Origin of the sequence: Novosphingobium mangrovi (genome assembly GCF_022818885.1) — a bacterium.
Taxonomy (GTDB): Bacteria; Pseudomonadota; Alphaproteobacteria; order Sphingomonadales; family Sphingomonadaceae; genus Novosphingobium; species Novosphingobium mangrovi.
Map to the genome: position 1 here is coordinate 1 of NZ_JALHAT010000039.1, position 20,896 is coordinate 20,896.

General features: G+C 67.6%; 18 protein-coding genes. 9 read left to right on the plus strand and 9 right to left on the minus strand.

The window, feature by feature from the left end:
- Positions 1–31: 31 nt before the first annotated feature.
- The 7 genes from MTR65_RS16730 to MTR65_RS16760 form a co-directional block, all read right to left on the minus strand.
- On the minus strand, positions 32–1,126 hold the full coding sequence (locus MTR65_RS16730) for a CaiB/BaiF CoA transferase family protein (protein ID WP_243802217.1): 1,095 nt from the start codon (positions 1,124–1,126) through the stop codon (positions 32–34).
- Positions 1,123–2,112, minus strand: coding sequence for an NAD(P)H-dependent flavin oxidoreductase (locus MTR65_RS16735; RefSeq protein ID WP_243802219.1), 990 nt, complete (start codon positions 2,110–2,112; stop codon positions 1,123–1,125). Before MTR65_RS16735 ends, MTR65_RS16730 begins: the two co-directional genes overlap by 4 nt.
- Complete coding sequence (locus MTR65_RS16740; protein WP_243802221.1) at positions 2,112–3,272, minus strand: acetyl-CoA C-acetyltransferase; 1,161 nt, start codon at positions 3,270–3,272, stop codon at positions 2,112–2,114. Before MTR65_RS16740 ends, MTR65_RS16735 begins: the two co-directional genes overlap by 1 nt.
- A complete protein-coding gene (locus MTR65_RS16745; protein ID WP_243802223.1) occupies positions 3,269–4,030 on the minus strand; it encodes an SDR family NAD(P)-dependent oxidoreductase in 762 nt (253 codons plus the stop codon). The genes MTR65_RS16740 and MTR65_RS16745 overlap by 4 nt, the downstream gene beginning before the upstream one ends.
- A 30-nt stretch (positions 4,031–4,060) precedes the next feature.
- The gene (locus tag MTR65_RS16750; protein WP_243802225.1) at positions 4,061–5,197 is read right to left on the minus strand and encodes an acyl-CoA dehydrogenase family protein; all 1,137 of its coding nucleotides are present in this window, start codon (positions 5,195–5,197) and stop codon (positions 4,061–4,063) included.
- A gap of 283 nt (positions 5,198–5,480) precedes the next feature.
- Positions 5,481–6,278 (minus strand): enoyl-CoA hydratase/isomerase family protein, encoded by a 798-nt coding sequence (locus MTR65_RS16755; RefSeq protein WP_243802227.1) that lies wholly within the window; start codon positions 6,276–6,278, stop codon positions 5,481–5,483.
- Complete coding sequence (locus MTR65_RS16760) at positions 6,275–7,441, minus strand: CaiB/BaiF CoA transferase family protein (RefSeq protein WP_327194345.1); 1,167 nt, start codon at positions 7,439–7,441, stop codon at positions 6,275–6,277. The genes MTR65_RS16755 and MTR65_RS16760 overlap by 4 nt, the downstream gene beginning before the upstream one ends.
- A gap of 182 nt (positions 7,442–7,623) precedes the next feature.
- Here MTR65_RS16760 and MTR65_RS16765 point away from each other — a divergent pair, with 182 nt between their 5' ends.
- The 4 genes from MTR65_RS16765 to MTR65_RS16780 are packed head-to-tail and all read left to right on the plus strand — an operon-like array spanning position 7,624 to position 11,743.
- Positions 7,624–8,790 (plus strand): acyl-CoA dehydrogenase family protein, encoded by a 1,167-nt coding sequence (locus MTR65_RS16765; RefSeq protein ID WP_243802229.1) that lies wholly within the window; start codon positions 7,624–7,626, stop codon positions 8,788–8,790.
- A 30-nt stretch (positions 8,791–8,820) separates the two neighbouring features.
- On the plus strand, positions 8,821–9,702 hold the full coding sequence (locus MTR65_RS16770; protein WP_243802231.1) for an HpcH/HpaI aldolase/citrate lyase family protein: 882 nt from the start codon (positions 8,821–8,823) through the stop codon (positions 9,700–9,702).
- Positions 9,699–10,970: an acetyl-CoA hydrolase/transferase family protein gene (locus MTR65_RS16775; protein ID WP_243802233.1), complete on the plus strand. Its 1,272-nt coding sequence runs from the start codon at positions 9,699–9,701 to the stop codon at positions 10,968–10,970. Before MTR65_RS16770 ends, MTR65_RS16775 begins: the two co-directional genes overlap by 4 nt.
- Positions 10,971–10,972: 2 nt before the next feature.
- On the plus strand, positions 10,973–11,743 hold the full coding sequence (locus MTR65_RS16780) for an enoyl-CoA hydratase/isomerase family protein (RefSeq protein ID WP_243802235.1): 771 nt from the start codon (positions 10,973–10,975) through the stop codon (positions 11,741–11,743).
- Between the two features lie 10 nt (positions 11,744–11,753).
- Here the strand turns inward: MTR65_RS16780 and MTR65_RS16785 are convergent, their stop codons facing one another.
- Positions 11,754–12,227 (minus strand): MarR family winged helix-turn-helix transcriptional regulator, encoded by a 474-nt coding sequence (locus MTR65_RS16785; protein WP_243802237.1) that lies wholly within the window; start codon positions 12,225–12,227, stop codon positions 11,754–11,756.
- A gap of 283 nt (positions 12,228–12,510) precedes the next feature.
- On the opposite strand from MTR65_RS16785, the gene MTR65_RS16790 reads away from it, so the two are divergent.
- The 3 genes from MTR65_RS16790 to MTR65_RS16800 all read left to right on the plus strand — a co-directional run bounded on the left by MTR65_RS16790 (position 12,511) and on the right by MTR65_RS16800 (position 17,486).
- The gene (locus tag MTR65_RS16790) at positions 12,511–13,386 is read left to right on the plus strand and encodes an SMP-30/gluconolactonase/LRE family protein (protein ID WP_243802304.1); all 876 of its coding nucleotides are present in this window, start codon (positions 12,511–12,513) and stop codon (positions 13,384–13,386) included.
- Positions 13,387–13,512: 126 nt separating this feature from the next.
- Positions 13,513–15,363, plus strand: coding sequence for a hydantoinase B/oxoprolinase family protein (locus MTR65_RS16795; protein WP_243802239.1), 1,851 nt, complete (start codon positions 13,513–13,515; stop codon positions 15,361–15,363).
- A gap of 47 nt (positions 15,364–15,410) precedes the next feature.
- The gene (locus tag MTR65_RS16800) at positions 15,411–17,486 is read left to right on the plus strand and encodes a hydantoinase/oxoprolinase family protein (protein ID WP_243802241.1); all 2,076 of its coding nucleotides are present in this window, start codon (positions 15,411–15,413) and stop codon (positions 17,484–17,486) included.
- Between the two features lie 27 nt (positions 17,487–17,513).
- Here the strand turns inward: MTR65_RS16800 and MTR65_RS16805 are convergent, their stop codons facing one another.
- Entirely contained in the window at positions 17,514–18,572 is a 1,059-nt protein-coding gene (locus MTR65_RS16805; RefSeq protein WP_243802242.1) for a helix-turn-helix transcriptional regulator, read from the minus strand.
- Between the two features lie 135 nt (positions 18,573–18,707).
- Between MTR65_RS16805 and MTR65_RS16810 the strand changes: the two genes are divergently transcribed.
- Together MTR65_RS16810 and MTR65_RS16815 are read left to right on the plus strand one after the other, a co-directional pair.
- Positions 18,708–19,694, plus strand: coding sequence for an enoyl-CoA hydratase/isomerase family protein (locus MTR65_RS16810; RefSeq protein WP_243802244.1), 987 nt, complete (start codon positions 18,708–18,710; stop codon positions 19,692–19,694).
- Positions 19,695–19,858: 164 nt separating this feature from the next.
- Positions 19,859–20,890: a helix-turn-helix transcriptional regulator gene (locus MTR65_RS16815; protein ID WP_243802246.1), complete on the plus strand. Its 1,032-nt coding sequence runs from the start codon at positions 19,859–19,861 to the stop codon at positions 20,888–20,890.
- Positions 20,891–20,896: the final 6 nt, after the last annotated feature.

The following is a 20,896-nucleotide window of genomic DNA, read 5'->3' on the forward strand; positions in this document are numbered from 1 at the left end:
GTAATAACCCCTTGAATAGTATTTTCTTTCTTTACGATTCCCGCCAGCGCGCGATCATCGCCGCGCCATCTTCCCCGGCATCGCTTCGTGCGGCGCCGGGCGTGCGCGAGAAACGCGGCGAGGGTGCGGCCTGCATGAGGCTGTCGCCTTCGACATAAGTTTCCCGGGCGCAGAAGTGCTGGTGGACCTTGGCTTCCGCGAGGGTCAGGACCGGGGCCACGCAGGCATCGCTGCCTTCGAACAGGCGGATCCAGTGGGCCTGGTCGTGCTCGGCAAAGCGCGCGGTGAGGGCGGCTTCGAGCGCGGGCCAGCGTTCCGGCGTTTGTCCGTCGGCGAACTCAGGCAAGTCGAGCCGGGCGATGAGTTCGGCGAAGAAGGGGGGCTCCAGCGCGCCCACGCTCATTTCGCGCCCGTCGCAGCACAGGTAGGTGCGGTAGTAGGGGGCGGCGCCTCCCAGCAGGTTGTCCGTGCGGTCGAGCGAGAGCTGGCCTGTCGTGGTCAGCCCGTCGAAGAAGGACATCATCGTCGTCACCCCGTCGAGGATCGCGGCATCGACGACCTGCCCCTTCCCGGACGTGGCGCGTTCGAAGAGTGCGGCCAGGATTCCCGTGACCAGCAGCATCGAACCACCCCCGAAATCGCCGACGAGATTGAGCGGGATCGCGGCGGGCTCTCCGGGACGCCCCATGGCCGCAAGCGCGCCCGAGAGCGCGATGTAGTTGATGTCGTGCCCGGCGGTGCGGGCGAGCGGGCCCTCCTGCCCCCAGCCCGTCATGCGTGCGTAGACGAGGCGGGGATTGCGCGGCGCGATGTCGTCGGGCCCAAGGCCCAGGCGCTCCATGACGCCGGGACGGAAGCCTTCGATGAGGACATCCGCGCGATCGAGCGCCTCGAGGCACTGCAGGCGTCCGGCCTTGCTGCGAATGTCGATCTCGATTTCGGCGCGGCCCCGGTCATTGACCGGGTTGGGCCAGCCGTTGCCCCCCTTGCGGGTGATCCGGAGGACCTCGGCACCCAGATCGGCGAGCATCATGGCCGCCTGCGGCCCGGGGCCGATGCCAAGAAACTCGACGACGCGCAGGCCCTTGAGCGGGCCTTGCGCCCCCCGCGAGGGAGGCGCGTTCACGCGACCGGCTCGGCCAGCATTGCCCCCAGACGCGTGGCGATGATGCTTTCAGCCTCGGACACCATCCGGGTGAGAAGCTCCGCGCAGGAGGGGATGTCGCGGATCAGGCCCTGCACCTGTCCGGCCCAGACCAGTCCGGCCTCGGTATCGCCGGTTTCGAGTGCGGTGCGTCCTCGCGCGCCCGAGACGAGCGGCTGGACATCCTGGAACTGCGCGCCGGGGACTTGCGCGATTGTCACCACCTCGTCGGAGATGCTGTTCTTCGCGACGCGTCCGGTGTTGCGGAACTGGCGGAAGATGAGGTTGGTCGCGCGTTCGTCGTTCTCGACTAGGAAGCGCTTGATATTGTCGTGGATCGGCGCCTCCCTGGTGGCGCAGAAGCGGGTGCCCATGTTGACGCCTTCGGCGCCCAGCGCGAGCGCGGCGGCAAGCCCGCGTCCATCGCCGATGCCGCCGCTCGCCAGCATGGGGATCTTCACCTGGTCGGCGGCGGCGGGGATCAGGACAAGGCCTGGAATATCGTCCTCGCCGGGGTGGCCGGCGCATTCGAAGCCGTCGATCGAGATGACGTCGACGCCCATCCGCTCGGCGGAAAGTGCGTGGCGCACTGCGGTGCACTTGTGCAGCACGGTGATGCCGTGGCTCTTGAAATCCTCCACATGCTCGCGCGGGCCGCTGCCCGCAGTCTCGACGATGCGCACCCCGCTCTCGATGATGGCCTTCCTGTATTCGGCGTAAGGGGGCGGGTTTACCGAGGGCAGGATGGTGAGGTTCACGCCGAAGGGCTTGTCGGTCATCGACCGGCAGCGGTCGATCTCGCGCCGCAGGTCATCGGGCGTGGGCTGGGTGAGGGCGGTCAGGATGCCAAGGCCGCCCGCGTTCGAGACCGCGCTTGCCAGTTCGGCGCGGCCCACCCACATCATGCCGCCCTGGACGATGGGGTGTTCGATCCCCAGAAGCTGCGTAATCCGTGTCTTGAGAGCCATTACATCGCCTCCACGATCATCACGTTGGCCATGCCGCCGCCCTCGCACATGGTCTGGAGGCCATAGCGCCCCCCGCGTGCCTTCAGGGCGTGGATAAGGGTCGTCATCAGCTTGGTGCCGCTCGCGCCGAGCGGATGGCCCAGCGCGATGGCGCCGCCGTTGACGTTGAGTTTGGCCGGGTCCGCCTCCAGCGCCTTTGCCCAGGCCATCGGGATCGAGGCGAAGGCCTCGTTGACTTCGTAAAGGTCGATGTCCGCGAGCGAGAGGCCGGTCCTGGCCAGGAGCCTGCGCGTGCCGGGCAGCGGCTCCTCGAGCATGACCACGGGATCGCCCGCGCTGACGCCAAAGGCGTGGATGCGCGCAAGCGGGGTCAGGCCATGGGTCTTGATGGCGGCCTCGCTGGCGACCAGCACGCCCGAGGCGCCGTCGGTCATCTGGCTAGCGTTGCCCGCCGTGATCGTGCCGCCTTCGGTGAGCGGATCGAGCGCGCCGATGCCTTCCAGCGTGGCGTCGAAGCGCACGCCTTCGTCCTGTGCGAACGCGCCGTTGGCGGTCGTGACGGGAACGATCTCGGCATCGAACGCGCCGGTTTGGATGGCGGCTGCGGCCTTGCGGTGGCTGTCGAGCGCGAAGCGGTCCATCGCCTCGCGGGTGAGGTCGTGGCGGTCGGCGACCATCTGCGCGCCGGTGAACTGGCTGAAGGCGGGGACGCCGTAGCGCTTCTGGATCGAGGGCGCGAAGGGACCTGTGCCGATGCCCATCTTCTCGTAGACCGACATGTTCGAGAACATCGGCACGCGGGTCATGCTCTCGGTCCCGGCTGCAATGACGAGGTCCTGCGTGCCCGACATGACGGCCTGCGCGGCGAACTGCAGCGCCTGCTGCGAGGAGCCGCACTGCCGGTCTATCGTGACCGACGGCACACTGTCGGGAAGGCCCGAGGCGAGCACGCAGTTGCGCCCGAAGGCGAAGGCCTGTTCTCCCCCTTGCGTGACGCAGCCCATGAGCACGTCCTCGATTGTCCCGGGATCGATCCCCGCGCGCGTGACAAGCGCGTCGAGCACGGTCGCGCCAAGGTCGGCGGGGTGGACCTCGGCGAGGGCGCCCTTGCGCCGCCCTCCGGCGGTGCGCACCGCCTCGACGATGTAGGCCGCGCTCACTTGGGCGACATCCGGATCGCGCCGTCGAGGCGGATCGTCTCGCCGTTCAGCATCGGGTTGGTGACGATGGATTCGACGAGCTGCGCGTATTCGTCGGGATAGCCCAGGCGACTGGGGAAGGGCACCTGCGCGCCCAGCGAATCCTGCACTTCCTTGGGAAAGCTCTCCATCAGCGGGGTGAGGAAGAGACCCGGCGCAATGGTCATCACGCGAATGCCGTAGCGGGCAAGCTCACGGGCGATGGGCAGCGTCATCCCCACGACCCCGCCCTTCGAGGCGGAGTAGGCGGCCTGCCCGATCTGCCCCTCAAACGCGGCGACGCTCGCCGTGCTGATGGCAACGCCGCGCTCACCCTCGACCTCTTCGGCATCGTGGAGGCGGCTGGCGAACTTCGACAGCACGTTGAAGCTGCCGATGAGGTTGATGTTCACGATCTTTGCGAAGTCGCCGAGCGGGATCGGGCTTCCATCGCGGTCAAGCACCTTGCGCGGCGGGCCGATCCCGGCGCAGTTGACGAGAATGCGCGCCTTGCCGTTCACAGCCTCGGCCTCATCCAGGGCTGCCGCGACACCGGTTTCGTCGGTCACGTCAACCTTGGCAAAGCGCCCGTCGATCCTTTCGGCATGGGCTGTGCCCATTTCCTCGTTGAGGTCGAACAGGGTCACTTTCGCGCCCAGCCCGGCGAGGCGCGCCGCCGTGGCGCCGCCCAGACCCGATGCGCCGCCTGTCACGACGGCCGCCAGCCCTTCCACCTTCATCCCTTGTATCCTTCCCTGATATTGTGTGCGTCACGCGGCCTGAAGCGCGCGCGCGATGACCATGCGCTGGATGTCGGACGTGCCTTCGTAGATCTGGCAGACCCGCACATCGCGGTAGATCTTGGCGACCCCGAATTCCTCCAGGTAGCCGTAGCCGCCCAGTGTCTGGATCGCGCCCGAGACCACCTGCTCGGCGGTTTCGGAGGCGACGAGCTTTGCCATCGAGGCCTCCTTGAGACAGGGGAGCCCTGCGTCCTTGAGGCTGGCCGCGTGGAGCACCAGATGGCGCGCGGCCTCCAGCTTCGCGGCGAGGTCGGCCAGACGGAAACCAACGGCCTGGTGTTCGAGGATGGGCTTGCCGAAGCTGGTGCGTTCGCGTGCGTAAGCGACCGCAATCTCGAGTGCGGCCTGCGCCATGCCGATGCACTGCGCGGCGATGCCGATGCGCCCGACCTCCAGGTTCGAGAGGGCCAGGCCATAGCCCGCACCCTCTGCGCCAAGGCGCAGGTCCTCGGGCACGAAGAGATTGTCGAAGCGGATCGCGCAGGTGTCCGACGCGCCTTGGCCCAGCTTGTGCTCGACCTTGTCGACACTGTAACCTTCGCTGTCGGTGGGTACGAGAAAGCCCGTGATCCCGCGCTTTCCAGCTTCCGGATCGGTGACCGCGTAGACGATCGTCAGCCCGGCGATCTTGCCGGAGGTGATGAACTGCTTGGCGCCGTCAAGAACGTAGCCGCCTTCCACCTTGCGCGCGCGGGTGCGGATCGCCGAGGCATCGGATCCTGCGTCGGTCTCGGTCAGGGCAAAGGCACCGATCATGCGGCCCGCGATGAGATCGGGCAGGAAGCGCGCCTGCTGTTCGGCACTGCCGTCCTTGATGAGGCTGGAGACAATGAGGCTGTTCTGGATCGAGACGATGGTCGAGAGCGCCCCGTCGGCCGCGGCGATCTCGATCAGGGCCAGCGCGTAGGAGACGAAATCGGCCTCGGCGCCGCCGAAGCTTTCGGGCGCGGTCATGCCCATAAGGCCAAGGCCCGCCAGCTCCTCGAACAGCGCGGGCGGATAGCCCCCCGCAGCCTCGAACGCCGCGCTTCTGGGGCGTATCTGCTCCTGCGCGAAGGCGCGCACGGCCTCGCGGATGGCCTCCTGGGTTTCGGTGAAGATCATGCCCCATCCCGATCGTGATCTGTTGTTTCGCCTCGGAGCGTATCAGCGCGAAAGCGCGCGGCAAGGAAGCCGGGCGCTGGGGCAACCGATATCGCGGTGGCGGGGCTTTGCGGAGGAGGCAAACAAGAAAAAGGAGAAACGGATGCAAGGGGTTATTACCCCTTGACCCCAAAACGGTCGACCTCGCGTATTGCGCGCAAGGCTGCTTGCCAATCGTGAGCTAGACGGTTTCGGGAGCCCGAGGGCAATGGCCCTCGGAATCATCTTTTTTTCTGCGTGACCTTCACTCCCCCTTGAACCGGGGCGCTCGCCGTTCCCTTAGCGCAGTCAGCCCTTCGCGGTGGTCGGCCGTGCGCACGCTGAGCGCTTCATAGGCGATCCCGGCATCGAGCAGGGCGGCGCCTACGCGGCGCAGTTCGAGGTTGGTCAGCACCTTGGTCCAGCGCAGCGCTTGCGGCGCGCCGCCGGTGAGCTTGCGGCAATAGTCTTCGACTACGGCATCGAGTTCGTCTGCGGGTACGCAGCGGTTGATGAGGCCGATGCGCTCCGCTTCTGTGGCGGGAACCAGTTCGCCTGTCAGCAGGAATTCCTTGGCGCGGGTGAGGCCGATGCGTGCGGCCCAGATCAGCGCGCCGCCATCGCCCGCGACAAGGCCTATACCCACGTGGGGATCGCCGATCTTCGCGCCGTCCGCGGCGACGATGATGTCACCCATGAGCGCAATCGTTGCGCCAAGGCCCACCGCGTGGCCGTTCATGCGCACCACCAGCGGCTTTTCCAGGGTCAGCAGGGCCTCGATGATACGCTTGGCCTGCCGGGCTTCGTGGTCGAAAAGGTGGGGTTCGCGCGCGTTGCGCTCCATGTGGTCGAGGTCGCCGCCTGCCGAGAAGGCCCGGCCCGCGCCTGTCAGCAGCACGACGTCGCTGCCCGGATCGGACGCGATGAAGACGAGGGCTTCGGGCAGCTCGTCGTGGAGCGTCAGGTTCACTGCATTGAGCGCCTCGGGGCGGTTGAGCGTGAGCACGAGCAGCCGTTCGCGCCGCTCCAGGATCAGGGTTTCGAAGGAGGGAAGCGGGCTCATGACCGGACCTGTACCTCACGGGTCATCTCGTCGCACGGCTCCTCGTCCGCTTCGCCCAGCGCCGGAGGCGGCCCGGAAATGCGTCCGGGCGTGCGCGAGAAATCGACCGGGATGCCCGGATAGCGAATGTCCCCCCAGCGCGAGGGGACGGTCTGGAAGAAGCCGCTCTCGACAAGGTGGGGGTCGTGGAGGAGGTCGTCGGTCGTGCGCAGCGGCGCGGCGGGAATGCCCAGTTCGAGTAGCAGATCGAGCCACTCCTGCGTGGTGCGGGTGAGGAAGGTCTCGGCGAGCAGCCCGTAGATCGTGTCGATCTGGGCCGCGCGCTGGGCCAGCGTCGCCATGTCGTCTGTCACCCATTCGGGCTTCACGGCCTGCGTGAACAGGCGCCAGTGCTTGTCGTTGTAGATGAGCGCGGCGACGTGGCCGTCGCGCGTGCGGTAGGGGCGGCGGTTGCGGGCGACCGCGCGCGGGTAGTGCGCGGGGCCGAGCGGGGGATCGAACAGCGCGCCGTTGGCGTGCTCGACCAGCATGAAGGCGCTCATCGTCTCGAACATGGGGACCTCGACCTCCTGCCCCTCGCCGGTGCGTTCGCGGTGGAAGAGCGCCATGACGGTGGCGTAGAGCGCGGTCATCCCGGCGATCTTGTCGGCCATGATCGAACCGACGAAGCCCGGCTCGCCGTTCAGTAGTTCCTGCACCGAGGTCAGCCCACACTCGGCCTGGATGGTGTCGTCGTAGGCGGCCTGGTCGCGGTAGCGGCCCTTGCGCCCGTAGCCGTAGCAGTTGGTATAGACGATGCCCGGATTGACCCTGGACACCGCCGCGTAGTCGAGCCCGAGGCGGGCAATCGCCCGCCCCCGCATCGAGTGGATGAAGACGTCGGCTTCGGCGATCATGTCGAGCAGCTGGGCGCGCGCGGCTTCCTGCGACAGGTCCATCACGTGGCTGCGCTTGCCCCGGTTCACATGGGCGAAGACGCCACCCATGCCCGGTTCCGGGCCGACCGAGATGAAGCGCGTGCCATCGCCCTCAGGGGGCTCGATCTTGATCACCTGCGCGCCCATGTCGGCCATGATCTGCGTCGCGTAGGGCCCCATGACCATGGCGGTAAGGTCGATGACCTTGATGCCGGCCAGGGGGCCTTGCCTGCCGTGTTCGGACACCTGTGCTTCCTCCCGTTCTGCAAGGGAAGCTAACCGTCTCGCCGGGCGCTGTCCTCTCGCGCCGATTTGGATCGCCCGAGCGAATATGCGCGGGCGCCAATTTGCGCTGTCCGGCTTGTTTGCTAGCCCGATTGCACAATTCGGCGCGAAGGCGCGCGATGGAACGGGACGAGGCGCGGGCAATGGATTTCACGTTCTCGGCGGACCAGCAGGAAATCCGGGACACGATCCTGAAACGCTGCGCCGCCTATGATGACGACTACTGGCTGGAGCGCGACCGCGAGGGCACTTTCCCCGAGCACTTCTACCGCGCCATGGCCGACGAGGGGTGGCTGGGCATCGCCATGCCCGAGGAATACGGCGGCGCGGGCCTTGGCATCACCGAGGCCTCGATCATGATGCAGGCCATCGCGGAATCGGGGGCTGGCATGACGGGTGCCTCCTCGATCCACATCAACATCTTCGGGCTTCAGCCGATGATCCTGTTCGGCACGAAGGAGCAGTGCGCGCGCCACATTCCGCGCATCATCTCGGGCGAGGACAAGGCCTGCTTCGGCGTGACCGAGCCCAACGCCGGGCTCAACACCACGCGCATCACCACCCGCGCGCAGAAGGTGGACGGGGGGTACCGCGTTTCGGGCGAAAAGATCTGGATCTCCACCGCGCAGGTCGCGAACAAGATCCTGCTGCTTGCGCGCACCACTCCGCTGGAAGAGGTCAAAAGCAAGACCGGTGGCCTCTCGCTGTTCTACACCGACCTCGACCGCTCGAAGATCGACGTGCGCCTGATCCACAAGATGGGGCGCCATGCGGTCGATTCGAACATGCTCTTCATCGAGGACCTGTTCATTCCCGACGAGGACCTCATCGGTGCCGAGGGCGAGGGCTTTCGCATCATCCTGCACGGCCTCAACCCCGAACGCGCGTTGCTCGCGGCCGAGGCTATCGGACTGGGCCGCGCCGCGATCCGCCGCGCCAGCGACTATGCGCGCGAACGCGTCGTGTTCGATCGTCCAATCGGCCAGAACCAGGCGATCCAGCATCCGCTGGCCAAGTGCTGGGCCCAGCTTGAGGCGGCGAACCTGATGACCATGAAGGCAGCGAGCCTGTTCGATGCCAGCGCGGAGTGCGGGGTGGAAGCCAACACGGCCAAGTACCTCGCCGGGGAATTCGCCTTCGAGGCATGCCACACCGCGATGCTGACGCTGGGCGGCATGGGCTATGCGCAGGAATACCATGTCGAGCGTTACCTGCGCGAAGTGCTGATCCCGCGCACCGCGCCGGTCAGCCCGCACATGATCCTCAACTTTCTCGCCGAAAAGGTTCTGGAACAACCGCGTTCCTACTAAGCTGTATCGCAAAAGAGGCGGAGAGAGACCATGCCTGAGACCTTGCCCATGCGCTCCTGGCTGTTCGCGCCGGGCGATGCGGCGCGCAAGATGGAGAAGTGTGCGGACAGCGCGGCTGACATCGCGCTGTTCGATCTGGAAGATGCCGTGACGGTGGAGCAGAAGCCCGCCGCCCGCACCCTGGTGCGCGAGTTCTTGCAAGGGCGCGGGGATGACCACGCCCGCCTCTGGGTGCGCATCAATCCGGTCGATGGGCCCTTCGCGGTCGAGGATCTGGCCGCCGTTATGCCGGGACGCCCCGGCGGCATCATGTTGCCCAAGGCGCGCGGGCGCGGCGATGTCGAGTTGCTCGACCACTACCTGACCGCACTTGAGGCGGCGAACGGGATCGAACAGGGCACCACGAAGGTCATCGCGCTCGTCACCGAGGCCGCCGAGGCGATGTTCACGACCGGCGACTATCGCGACGCGCCGCGCCTGGTGGGCATGACCTGGGGGGCAGAGGACCTCGCCGATGCGCTCGGCGCCAGCACCAACCGCGATACAGATGGCGACTATGCCTTTACCTACAAGTTGGCGCGCAGCCTGTGCCTGATCGGCGCGGCGAGCGCGGGGGTTCTTCCCATCGAGACCATCCACGGCGATTTTCGTGACCTCGACGGGCTGCGCGCGCGCGCCGAGAAGGTGCGCGCCGAGGGCTATCGCGGGATGCTCGCGATCCACCCCGCGCAGGTCGAGATCATCAACGCCGCCTTCACGCCGAGCGAGCAGGAAATTGCCGAGGCACAGGAAATCGTGGCGATCTTTGCCGCCAATCCCGGCGTCGGGGCCATCGGCTACAAGGGCGGCATGCTTGACCGGCCCTATCTCGCCCGAGCGGAAACCGTCCTGCGCCTGGCAGGCCGCGCATGAGCGTGACCGTCTCGCCCGATGACCTTGACCTTGCCCGCTACCTGCGGCGCGGCGACAGCATCGTCATCGGCCAGGCCTGCGGTGAGCCGACCACGCTGGTCGAGGCGCTGCTGGAGCAGGCCAGCGCCATTGGCGATCTCAAGGTCTTCATCGCGACGAGCTTTTCCGGGCTGTTCCGGCCGGAACGCAGCCAGGCCATCGCGCTTTCCAGCATGGGTGCCATCGGGGCTCTTCGCGCGATGAGCAAGGCGAACCGCCTTTCGGTTATTCCCGTTCACGTCGGGCAGGTCGGCGCGATGATCGCCTCGGGGGTGATCGGCTGCGATGTCGCCATGCTGCAGCTGAGCACGCCGGATGAACATGGCCTTCACAGCTGCGGGCTCATCGCCGACCATGTGCGTGCGGCGGCCGACAGGGCGCGCGTGGTCCTGGCCGAAGTCAACGCGCAGGTGCCCTACACGGCGGGCGAGGCGATCCCCGCCGCCGAGATCGACGTCGCCGTCCCGGTCGCGCGCACGCCGGTCGAGGTCGCCCCCGCCGCGATCACCGAGACCGACCGCGCCATTGCCGGGCACGCCGCGCAGTACATCCGTGACGGCGCCGTGATCCAGACCGGCGTGGGCGCGATCCCCGATGCGATCCTGCGCCAGCTGACCGACCGCCGCGACCTGGGCGTCCATTCGGGCATGCTGGGCGATGGCCTTGTCGACCTGATCGAGGCGGGCGTCGTCACCAACGCGCGCAAGGCCATCGACCGGGGCGTCTCGGTCAATGGCGCGCTGATCGGGACCGAGCGGCTCTACCGCTGGGCACACCGCAACCCGGCCCTGCGCATGTGCCCGGGCACTTATACCCATGCCGATGCGGTGCTGGCGCAGATCGAGGGGCTTGTCTCGATCAATTCCGCCTTGGAAGTGGACCTCACCGGACAGGTCAACGCCGAGCAGAGCGGCCAAAGCTATCTCGGCGGAACGGGCGGCCAGGTCGATTTCGTGCGCGCTGGGGCACGTTCGCCGGGCGGACATGCGCTGATGGTCTTGCCGGCCACGGCGCGCGGCGGCACGATCAGCCGGATCACGGCGAACCTCTCCGGCCCGGTCACCACCGCGCGCAGCGAGGTTGACGTGATCGTCACCGAGTTTGGCGCTGCGGAACTGAAGGGCCAGCCGCTCGCCGAACGGGCGCGGCGCCTGTGCGCCATCGCCCACCCCGATTTCCGCGAGGACCTCGAACGTGAGGCCCACGCCACGTGCCAGAGAGGTTTCTGACGATGTCCGATGCGGTCACCCTGACCAGCCCCGAGCCGGGGATTGCCCTCATCACGATCAATCGCCCGGAGCAGCGCAACGCGCTTTCGGCCGAGGTGCGGGCCGGGCTCTACGCGGCCTGGGACGCTTTCGAGGCGACCCCGGAGTACCGCATCGCGATCCTCACCGGCGCGGGCGAGAAGGCTTTTTGCGCGGGCGGCGATCTCAAGGAGATGGTCGAGACCGGGCTCCAGGTGCCCCCGCGTGACATGTTTCCGGTGCCCTACGACACGGTGCAGCTGAGCAAGCCGACCATCGCGGCGGTCAACGGCGTCGCTTTTGCGGGCGGCTGGATGATCGCGCAGGGCTGCGACCTGTGCGTGGCGAGCCGGGCCGCGCGCTTTGCGATCACCGAGGTCAAGGTCGGGCGCAGTTCGCCCTGGGCCGCGCCGCTCATCCATATGATCCCCCAGCGCATCATGATGGAGATCATACTCACCGGTAAGCCGATCGATGCGCAGCGCGCCTACGAGATCGGCCTCGTCAACCGCCTCGCCGAACCCGGAGAGACGCTGGAGGTCGCGCTCGAACTCGCGCGCGAGGTGCTGCAGGGCGCGCCGCAATCGGTCCGTGCGGGACGCGAGACGGTGATGCTGGCGACGCAAATGGGCCGCAGCGCCGCGCTGGAAGCCGCGCGCCACGCCTCGGAATGGACCTACCGCTGCGAGGATGCGCAGGAAGGCCCGCGCGCCTTTGCCGAGAAACGCGCGCCCGTCTGGACGTCCTTCGACTGAGGGGGGCTCGTCAGCCCCTCGTTTCGCTCTCCGAAGGCGGTGCGAGATTGGCGTGGAGGCGGCCAAGCAGCGCGTTCATCGTGGCCATTTCGTCCGCGTTGAAGCCGCGCCAGGCGGTCTCTTCGGCGTGCGCAGCGATCCGGTCCAGCTCGCGGGTGATGCCCCGGCCCGCCTCGGTCATGTGGATCGCCTGAACCCGGCCGTCCTGTTCCTGACGGCGGCGTTCGACCAGATTTTCGGCGACCAGCCGGTCGACGATCCGCCCGGCCGAGGCGTCGGAGATCTCCAGCTTCTGCGCGATCCCTCTTTGGGCGATGCCTTCTTCCTGCCCGACAACGACGAGCGCGCCCCATTGCGAACGGGTGACGCCAAGGTCCGCCACCATCTCGTCGAAGCGGGCGCGCAGCAGGCGGGCGAGCACGGTGATCCGCACCGACGCCGTGCGACGCGGGTCCTCGAAATCCTTGAGCGGTGTACCGTCCAATTCCCTCTCCTTGCGCATCGGTGCTTGCGCTTGTCCCGCAAACGCGCGCGATCCGCAATGTCGAGCCACCCATTCGTGCGCCGCCATGGCTGAGAAAAGTGAGGCCGCCGATTTCGGGGTCCAAGGGGCGATGGCCCCTTGAGTCTGTTTTTCCCTGTTTACGTCCTCTCTTCAGGCGCGATTTTACCGCAAAGGCGATGCCCGGCGCCGCGGCTTGACCAAGGTCCGGGGCGGGCCGAGGCATTGGCCGTTGCCGCAACCAAGGGAGGGCTTCGTGAACACCATGCACTGCTGCTGGGAGGTGCCCGGGGCCCATCTTCAGGCGCCGGTCTGGCTCGACGGGGCGGACATGCTGGTGCTGGCCGACAGGGCACACGGGACGCTGCGCTGCTTCGCGCCGGACACCGGCGAGAGCGGCGAGATCGCGGTGCCGGGGCAGCCCGGTTTCGGGGTGCCGACGCAGGAGGGAAGCTTGCTGGTCGGGACTGCGCGCGAACTGCTGGTGCTGGACCGTGAGGGGAGGGCGTCGCGCGAGTTCCTTCTCGAACCCGGCGCGCAGCAGACAGGCCACGTCCACGTCGATGCGCGCGGGCGCGTGTGGTTCACGATGGAAGCCTTTGGGGAGGCTGCTGCGGAGGTGGCAGGGCATGGGCAGGCCGGGCTGGTGCGCTACCATGACGAACGGTTGGTGCGCATGGTCTTCGATATGCCGATGGCGGGTGGAATGGCGCTCGATCCCGAGGCGCGCGAGCTGCTGCTGGCCGATGGCGGGGCCCACCGGGTGCGCCGTTACCGCGTCAGCCGGGCCGGGAGCCTCTGGGAGGAGGCGCCCTTCCTCGATCTGGCGGCGGACGCCTTGCGTCCTGCGGCCCTTGCGCGCGACAATGAGGGCGGTGTGTGGCTCGCCTTTGCAGGCAGCGCGCACCTGCGTCACTACGCGGCGGATGGAACGCTGCACGCGCAACTGGACGTGCCCTGTCGCGAGGTCACGGGCCTCGGCTTTGGCGGACGCGGGGCGGAGATCCTCTACATCTGTGCCCGCACTGCACAGGGCGCCGCGCTCTACACGCATGATCTTGCCGTACCGGGGCCGGCGTCCTGCGCGGTGCGTACCGGTCACGCCGACATCGGCCTGATTACCGAGGACGATCACCACTGATCCGGGGCGCCCCTGCGCCATCGGCACAGCGCCTTGCGTCTCCTGTCGAGAAGCGCAGCGCGTGTGCGCCCTAGCGTGCGAGGGAAAGACAGGGCGCGAACCGGCGCCGGAGAGGAGCTCCCAGCCATGACCGCGCCCGCCACTGCCCCTGCCTTCGCGCTGCGCCGCGAATTGGCGAAGAAACCCGGGGCACTGCCCACGAGCGTCACCATTGACCCGGTCAGCGCCGATATCATCCGCGGGGCTTTCGAGACGATCTGCTTCGAGGTGGCGACGCACCTGGGCCGGGCGGCTTCCTCGCCGATCATCAATCAGTCGAACGAGCGCAACGCGGCCATTGTCGATGCCCACGGGCGCCTTGCCATGGGCTCGATCGGGACGCCGCACCTCACCTTCGTCTCGCAGCTGACCGTGCGCTACGGGCTTCTGCAGCAGGCGAAATATGACTGGGGAGCGGGCGACGTGTTCCTCGGCAACGATCCCGATGCCGGGGGCGGGCACCTGCCCGACTACAACGTCTATGCCCCGGTGTATGATGATGCGGGCGAGCTCGTCACCTGCATCGCGCTCCAGGCGCACCAGGGCGATACCGGAGGCAAGGACCCGGGCGGCTTCACGCTGGAGGCCACCGACATCTTCACCGAGGGTCTGGCGATCCCCTGCGTCAAGCTCGTCCATCGCGGGGAGAAGCGCGTCGATGTCATCGACATGATCGTGCGCAACAACCGCTTTGCAACCTTTGCAGGAGACCTGGCCGCCATGATCAGCGCGGTCGAGAAGGGCGCGCGGCGGATCGAGGCCCTGATCGCGCGCCATGGCGCGGATCATGTGCGCGCAGCGATCAACCACGCCATCGACGAGACCGAGCGTCAGTTCCGCCGCGAAATCGCGGAATGGCCCGACGGTACCTATCCCGCCACTGTCTACATCGACCATGATACCGCCGGGACGAAGGACGTGAAGGTTCATGTGGAGGTCACCGTTGCGGGCGAGGACCTGACGGTCGATCTCACCGGCACCGATGAGCGCGCGAACCTGACGGGCGTGTGGAACACCTTTGCCAATTCACGCGGTTACGTGATGGTCCAGCTCGCGGCCATGATCGACCCGGCCATCGTCAAGAACGAGGGGCTCTTCCAGGCGGTCGAGATCGTCATTCCCGAAGGCTGCATTGCCAACCCGCCGCCCAACAAGCCTGCGGCGCTTGGCAGTTTCCACCCCGCCTGCGAGATTACCGAGGCGGTCTGTGTGGCGCTCTCGGGGATCGTGCCCGCCCGCGCGCAGCCGCAGGTCTACAAGATCGGCATGCCCAATGCCGTGATCGGCTTCGATGCGGCGGGGCAGATGTACATGGATCAGGGCGTCGACTGCCGTTCGATGGATGTTTCCGCGGTTGCCGGGCTTGACGGCTGGGGGGCCTGCCCTTCCAGTCTGGGCAACCTCCTGCTCGGCCAGGCCGAGGATGCGGAAAGCCGTTTTCCCGTGCTCAACATCGCGCGCGAGTTGACCACCGACACGGGCGGAGCCGGTCAGTGGCGGGGAATGCCGGGCAGCTGCAACGTCAAGCAGGTCCTGCAACCGATGATGGCGACCGCCTGGATGGTAAGCCACGACCACCCGATCAGCGGCATGGGCGGCGGCGATCCGGGATCGCCCTATGTCAATCGCTTCGAGGTTGGCTCGCCCAACGAGCGGCGCATCGCGCTGGCCGAGCAGGCGATGCTCCCGGCAGGCGCGGTCATGGCCTACCAGCACGGTGGCGGCGGCGGCTTCGGCCCGCCCACCGCGCGCGATCCCGAGGCGGTGAAGGAGGACGTGCTCGACGAACTCGTCAGCGAGGAGGCCGCGCGCACGCGCTACGGCGTCGTCCTGACAGGGCGCCTGGAGGACTATGACCTTGCCGTCGATGCCGAGGCCACGCGGCACCTGCGCGCGGAGATGGCCGAGGCCGACACCGGACTTGTCGTGGCCGAATAGCTGGCGGCGGGCAGAGAACAGACACACGACGAAAGACGGGGGACGGGATGGCCTACAGGGTCGGCATCGATATCGGCGGCACCTTCACCGACTTCGCGCTCCTGGGCAGCGCGGAGGAGGACGTGCGCCTCTACAAGAATCTGACGACGCCCGAGGATCGCTCGCTGGGCGTGATGCAGGGGCTCGAACGCCTGGCGCAGATGGAAGGGCTGGATCTCGGCGCTTTCCTCGGCGCCTGCGACATGATCGTGCACGGCACGACCGTCGCGGACAACGCGCTGATCGAGATGGATGGGGCAACCACGGGGCTCCTGTGCACCGAGGGTTTTCGCGACGAGATGGAGTATCGGCGCGGCTTCAAGGAGGATATCTGGGATCCGACGCTGCGCCCGCCGCCCCAGATCGTGCCGCGCCGCCGCCGCCGTCCGGTGCGCGAGCGGATCATGGCGGACGGTTCGGTGCATCTCGCGCTCGACGAAGACGGCGTGCGCGAGGAATGCGCGCGGCTGCGCAAGCAGGGCGTCGATTCGGTCGCCATCGCCATGCTGTTCAGCTTCCTCAATCCCGAGCATGAGCGCCGCACGGCCGAGATCGTGGCCGAGGAAATGCCCGGCGCGCGCATTTCGATGAGCCACCGCGTCCTGCCCCGTGCGCCCGAATACGACCGTACCAGCACGACGGTGGTCAACGCCTTCGTCGCCCCGCGCGTTGCGGACTATCTGGAACGGCTGGTCACGCGTCTTGAAGAGGCGGGCTACGCCAACCGCCTGATGGTGATGCAGGCTTCGGGCGGGGTGATGAGCGTCGACTACATCGAGGGCGCTCCGGTGCGGGTGCTCGCCTCGGGCCCGGCGGGCGGGGTCATCGGCTCGGCCCATGTCGGCGCCGCGAAAGGCTACCGCGACCTTCTGTGCGTGGACATGGGCGGGACGTCCTACGACATGAGCCTCGTGCAGGACGGCGCCGCGCCCGCCGAGGCAGGCTGGAACATGCACCACCGCTATCTTGTCGGTGTGCCGATGGTGAAGGTGGAGACGCTGGGGGCGGGCGGCGGCTCGATCGTCTCGGTTGCGGGCGGTGTCCTGCGGGTGGGGCCGGAGAGCGCGGGCTCGGTGCCGGGGCCGATCTGCTATGATCGGGGTGGCACGCGCCCGACCGTTACTGACGCGCTCCTTCTGCTGGGCATCCTCTCGGACGAGGAGGGTTTTGCGGGCGGTGATTTCGCGTTGCAGCGGGCCGGCGTCGAGGAGGCTTTCGCCGCGCTCGGGCGTGACCTCGGCAAGAGCGCGCAGGAGACCGCCTACGACGCCTTCCGCCTCGTCAACGCGAACATGGTCAACGGCATCCGCCGCACGACGGCGAGCAAGGGTGTCGATCCGGCCGGGCTCACCATGCTGGCCTATGGCGGCAACGGCCCGGCTTTCGCCGCAATCCAGGCCGCGGAACTGGGCATTGCACGGGTGCTGATCCCGCGCGCGAGCCCGACTTTCTCTGCGCTCGGTACGCTGGTGGCTGATCCTACGGTTGATGAGGAACGCTCGCTTATCGCGCCGGTCGAGGACCTGCCGCTGGAACGGCTGCGCATGCTCTGGGAGGAGCTGGCGGCACGTGCGCGGGAAAGCCTTCAGGCCGCCGGTTTCGCCGAGGACGAGGTCGCCGCCTCCTGGCAGCTCAACATGCGGTATCCGGGGCAGAACTTCGCGCTGACTTTCGATGTCGCACATGGGGCGCTGAGCGATCTCGCGTGGCTGGACAGGGACTTGGGGCAGAGCGCGCTGGCGCTGTTCAACGCCCGCCACACCGAGGAATACGGCCATATCCGCGAGCATGAACTGCCCGAGGTGACCGGCGTACGTCTTGTCAGCCGGGCGGCCACGCCAAGCCCGCCAGTCCGGAAGGGCGCAGCACCGTCCCCGCGCGCGGCGAAGATCGCGAGCACGCGCCCGGTCCAGCTGGGCGAGGGCTATGCCGAGACGCCGATCGTGGCGGGTTCCGCGCTCGAGCCGGGCGACTTCGTGGCAGGGCCAGCGGTCATCGCCGAGACGTTCACCACCATTGTCGTTCCCACCAGCTGGCGCGCCGAGGTCGATGCGGCGGGCGACTACATGCTGGTGCGGTGCTGATCGGAGGCGTGGGACGCCATGCCGCTATCAGACCTTGAGGTCCTGCCGGTACTTTTGCGGCGTGGTACCGGTCCAGCGCTTGAAGGCCCGGCCGAAGCTGGTCTGCTCACCATACCCCAGCCACTCGGCAATCTCGTCGAGGCTGGCATCGGGGCGGCGCAGGTAGCTCTCGGCAAGCGTGCGGCGCACGTCCTCCACCATCGCGCTGAACGAGGTCTGCTCCTCGGCAAGGCGGCCCTGGAGCGTGCGGACCGAGACCGCAAAGCGCTCGGCGGCGCGCTCGATCGTGCAGTGCCCCTTGGGCAGGTCGCCGCGGATGTAGTCGCGCACCCGCTGGGTGAAGGTGATCCGGTTCGCAGAGCGCACGCGGTCGAGATAGCCGCCGAGCAGGCGGTAGAGGAGCCGGTTGCTGCTGGCGAGCGGCAGGTCGAGATGGGCGCGCTGGAAGCCGATGGCGTTGACCGGCGCACGCACGTGCAGGCGGCAGCCGACCACGCGCTCGATCTCCGCGACGTCGCAAGGGCGCGGATCGATGGCGAGCTGGACATAGCGCGGCGTGAAGTCCGCTCCGCCCAGCTGGCGCAGCAGCTTCATCTGCAGCACCACGGCCTGCAGGTTGGCCTGGTCATTGATGCCAAGGTCATGGACCACGCCCCAGCGCAGTTCCGCGCTGCGCTCGCCCTCGACCAGTTCGGGGGCGGCTTCGGGCGAGTGGATGATGGGCAGGTAACTGACAAGCGCGTCGATGGCGGTGCGCAGGTCTGCCGCGGCGCGGGCGAGCGCGGTGATGCAGCCGAACACCTCGGCGTCCTGACCTTGCGCGAAGTGGAGGCCGAACAGCGGATCCTCGAACAGGGAGCTGCAGTATTCGAAGGTGTCGACCAGCGCCTGCGCGCCGACGTGGCTGTCGGGATCGCCCAGCGCGCGCATGTCGATCCCGGTGCGCTCGAGGATGGCGCGCGCATCGCGCCCATGCCCCCGCGCGAAATCGGAAAAGCCGCGCAGGTTCGCCGCGCGCATCTGGCCTTTGCCCGGCACCGCATCGAGCGGGCCTTCGAGGCCGAAGAAGATCGCATCCTCGCTCATCGAGCGTGCAGTTCTACGCCGCCTCGCGCGCGGGGTCCAACACCGATGACACTGCACGGGCGATGAGTTGGCCTGCGGCTGGGCAGCCGGAAACGGCGCTGGCAGCGTGCCGTCACGTGAACGGGAGAGAGCCCAATGGCCGAAATGAAGACACCCCAGGAACACCGCGAGGCCGCGCGCGCCTACGTGCGCTACGAAAAGGACACCGAGCGCCGCATCGCGACGCTGACGCTGGTGCGCCCGGCGCGCGGCAACGCGACCACGATCGGCATGCGCATGCTCTATGCCGACTATGTCCACCGCGCCAATGTCGATGACGAGGTGAAGGTCCTCGTCATTCGCGGCGAGGGGGAAGATCTGGGCACCGGAGGCGACCTGGATGAGCACGGCGACATGTACCTCAACCCCAAGGACGGGGAGAGCTTCCTGCCCGACCTGGAGATCGACCCGGACGAGGACGTCGCCTGGCCGCCGCCAGGTTCCTACCGCCACCTCCACTCGCTGACCGACTACTACACGCGCGCGGCCGCAGGGCAGCGTCCGCTCCAGGAATTCAAGAAGATCAGCATCGTCGAGGCCAAGGGCTATTGCTATGGCTGGCATTTCTACCAGTGCGGCGATGCCGATATGGTGATTGCCTCGGACGATGCGCTCTTCGGGCACCCCTCGTTCCGCTATGCGGGCTGGGGGCCGCGCATGTGGAGCTGGCTGGAGACGATGGGCTACCGCAAGTTCGTCGAGATGGTCTTCACGGGGCGTCCCTTCACGGCCGACGAGATGGCCGACTGCAATTTCGTCAACTCGGTCGTGCCGCGCGCAGACCTTGAGGCCGAGGTCGCCAAGTACGCCGATGCCTGTTCGCGCTCGCGCCCGCTCGACGTGGTGGTGGCGCAAAAGACCTTCTTCGAAGCCTACAAGCAGTATCGGGGCGAGTACCTGGGAAGCCTGCTCACCGGCTGGCTGGAGGGAATGCTGCCCGCCATGAAGCCCGACCGCGAGACGGGCGTGGACTTGGGCGGCGATGCCTTTGCGGGCGGCATAGCCAGGACGGTCAAGAACAACGACCTTAACTATCCTCCTGAATGGCGGCTCAGCCGCAAGGGGCGCGCGGCCAAGGACTGATCGGCACCATTGCGCGGACTTCGGCCCGCCGGCGTTGCGCGCGCGATCTTGCGCAGATTGTCGAAGCCCTTGCGCCTGCGGTCAGGCGCTGGCTTGCAGGCGTGGCCTAGGGTGCAGGGCAGCGGACCAGGGCGCCAAGACCCGGTCCCGACGGGAGAACGGGTATGCCCGAGACGCTCTTTGCGCTCGATGCGGACAACTACCGCGACTGCCAGAACATGTTTCGCGGCCCAGGCCGCAGTGAATACTACGAAGGCGATTTCTGGATCGATGAGACGATGCCGGTCGAGGTGCGCGCCCGTAAGCGTACCAGCGGCAGTTGCACGATCATCGAGACACGCGCGGCGACGCGCCAGTTCTTTCGTCGCACCCAGCGCCATATCCGCACGAACGCCAGCGACCTCAGTGTCTTGTGGTTCGTGCGCAAGGGGCGCCTCAAGTATTCCAACCGGCAGGGGCGCCTGACCGTTGCGCCGGGTGGGTTCCTGCTCACCCGGTCGATGTCGCCCTTTTTCATCGAGCTCGAGCCGCCGGCGGGCGAAGTGCTCGATGTCCTGCACATGACGGTACCGACCCATGTCCTGCGCGGATTCCTGCGCGGCGAAGTGGAGGATTGCGCGGCTCTGGATGCCGACTGCCGTGCGGTCGCGACTGCGGGCTTGATCCTGGCGCAGGTCTTCGAGGAGGGCGATGCTCTTGGCGGCGAGGCCATGCAGCTGCTGACCGAAACCGCCTGCCGTCTGATCGGACTTGCCCTCGACGAAGAGGCCAGGGCGCGCCCGCCGCGCCGTACGCTCAGCGAGCAGCGGCTTGAGGAGGTCCTGCGCTTCATCGAGATTCACCTCTCCGACCCGAACTTGTGCATGGCCATGGTTGGCGAGGGGTGCGCGCTCAGCCCGCGCTATCTCTCGCTCCTGCTCCAGGGCACCGGACATACATTTTCCGAGCTGGTATGGTCGAAGCGGCTGGAGAAGGCGAAGGAATGGCTGGGCCGCAGCGATCCGCGCGCGGTTGCGATCAGCGAGGTCGCCTACGGGGTCGGCTTCAAGAGCACCGCCCATTTCAGCCGCAAGTTCAAACAGGTCTTCGGGCTCAACCCGCGCGATTACCGGGAGCGTGAGGGCGCGGGGCGCTCGGCGCTCGCAGGAACTGCCCGCACGCCGCATCGCCTCGCTGTCGGGGCGACGCTGCAGTGAGGCACG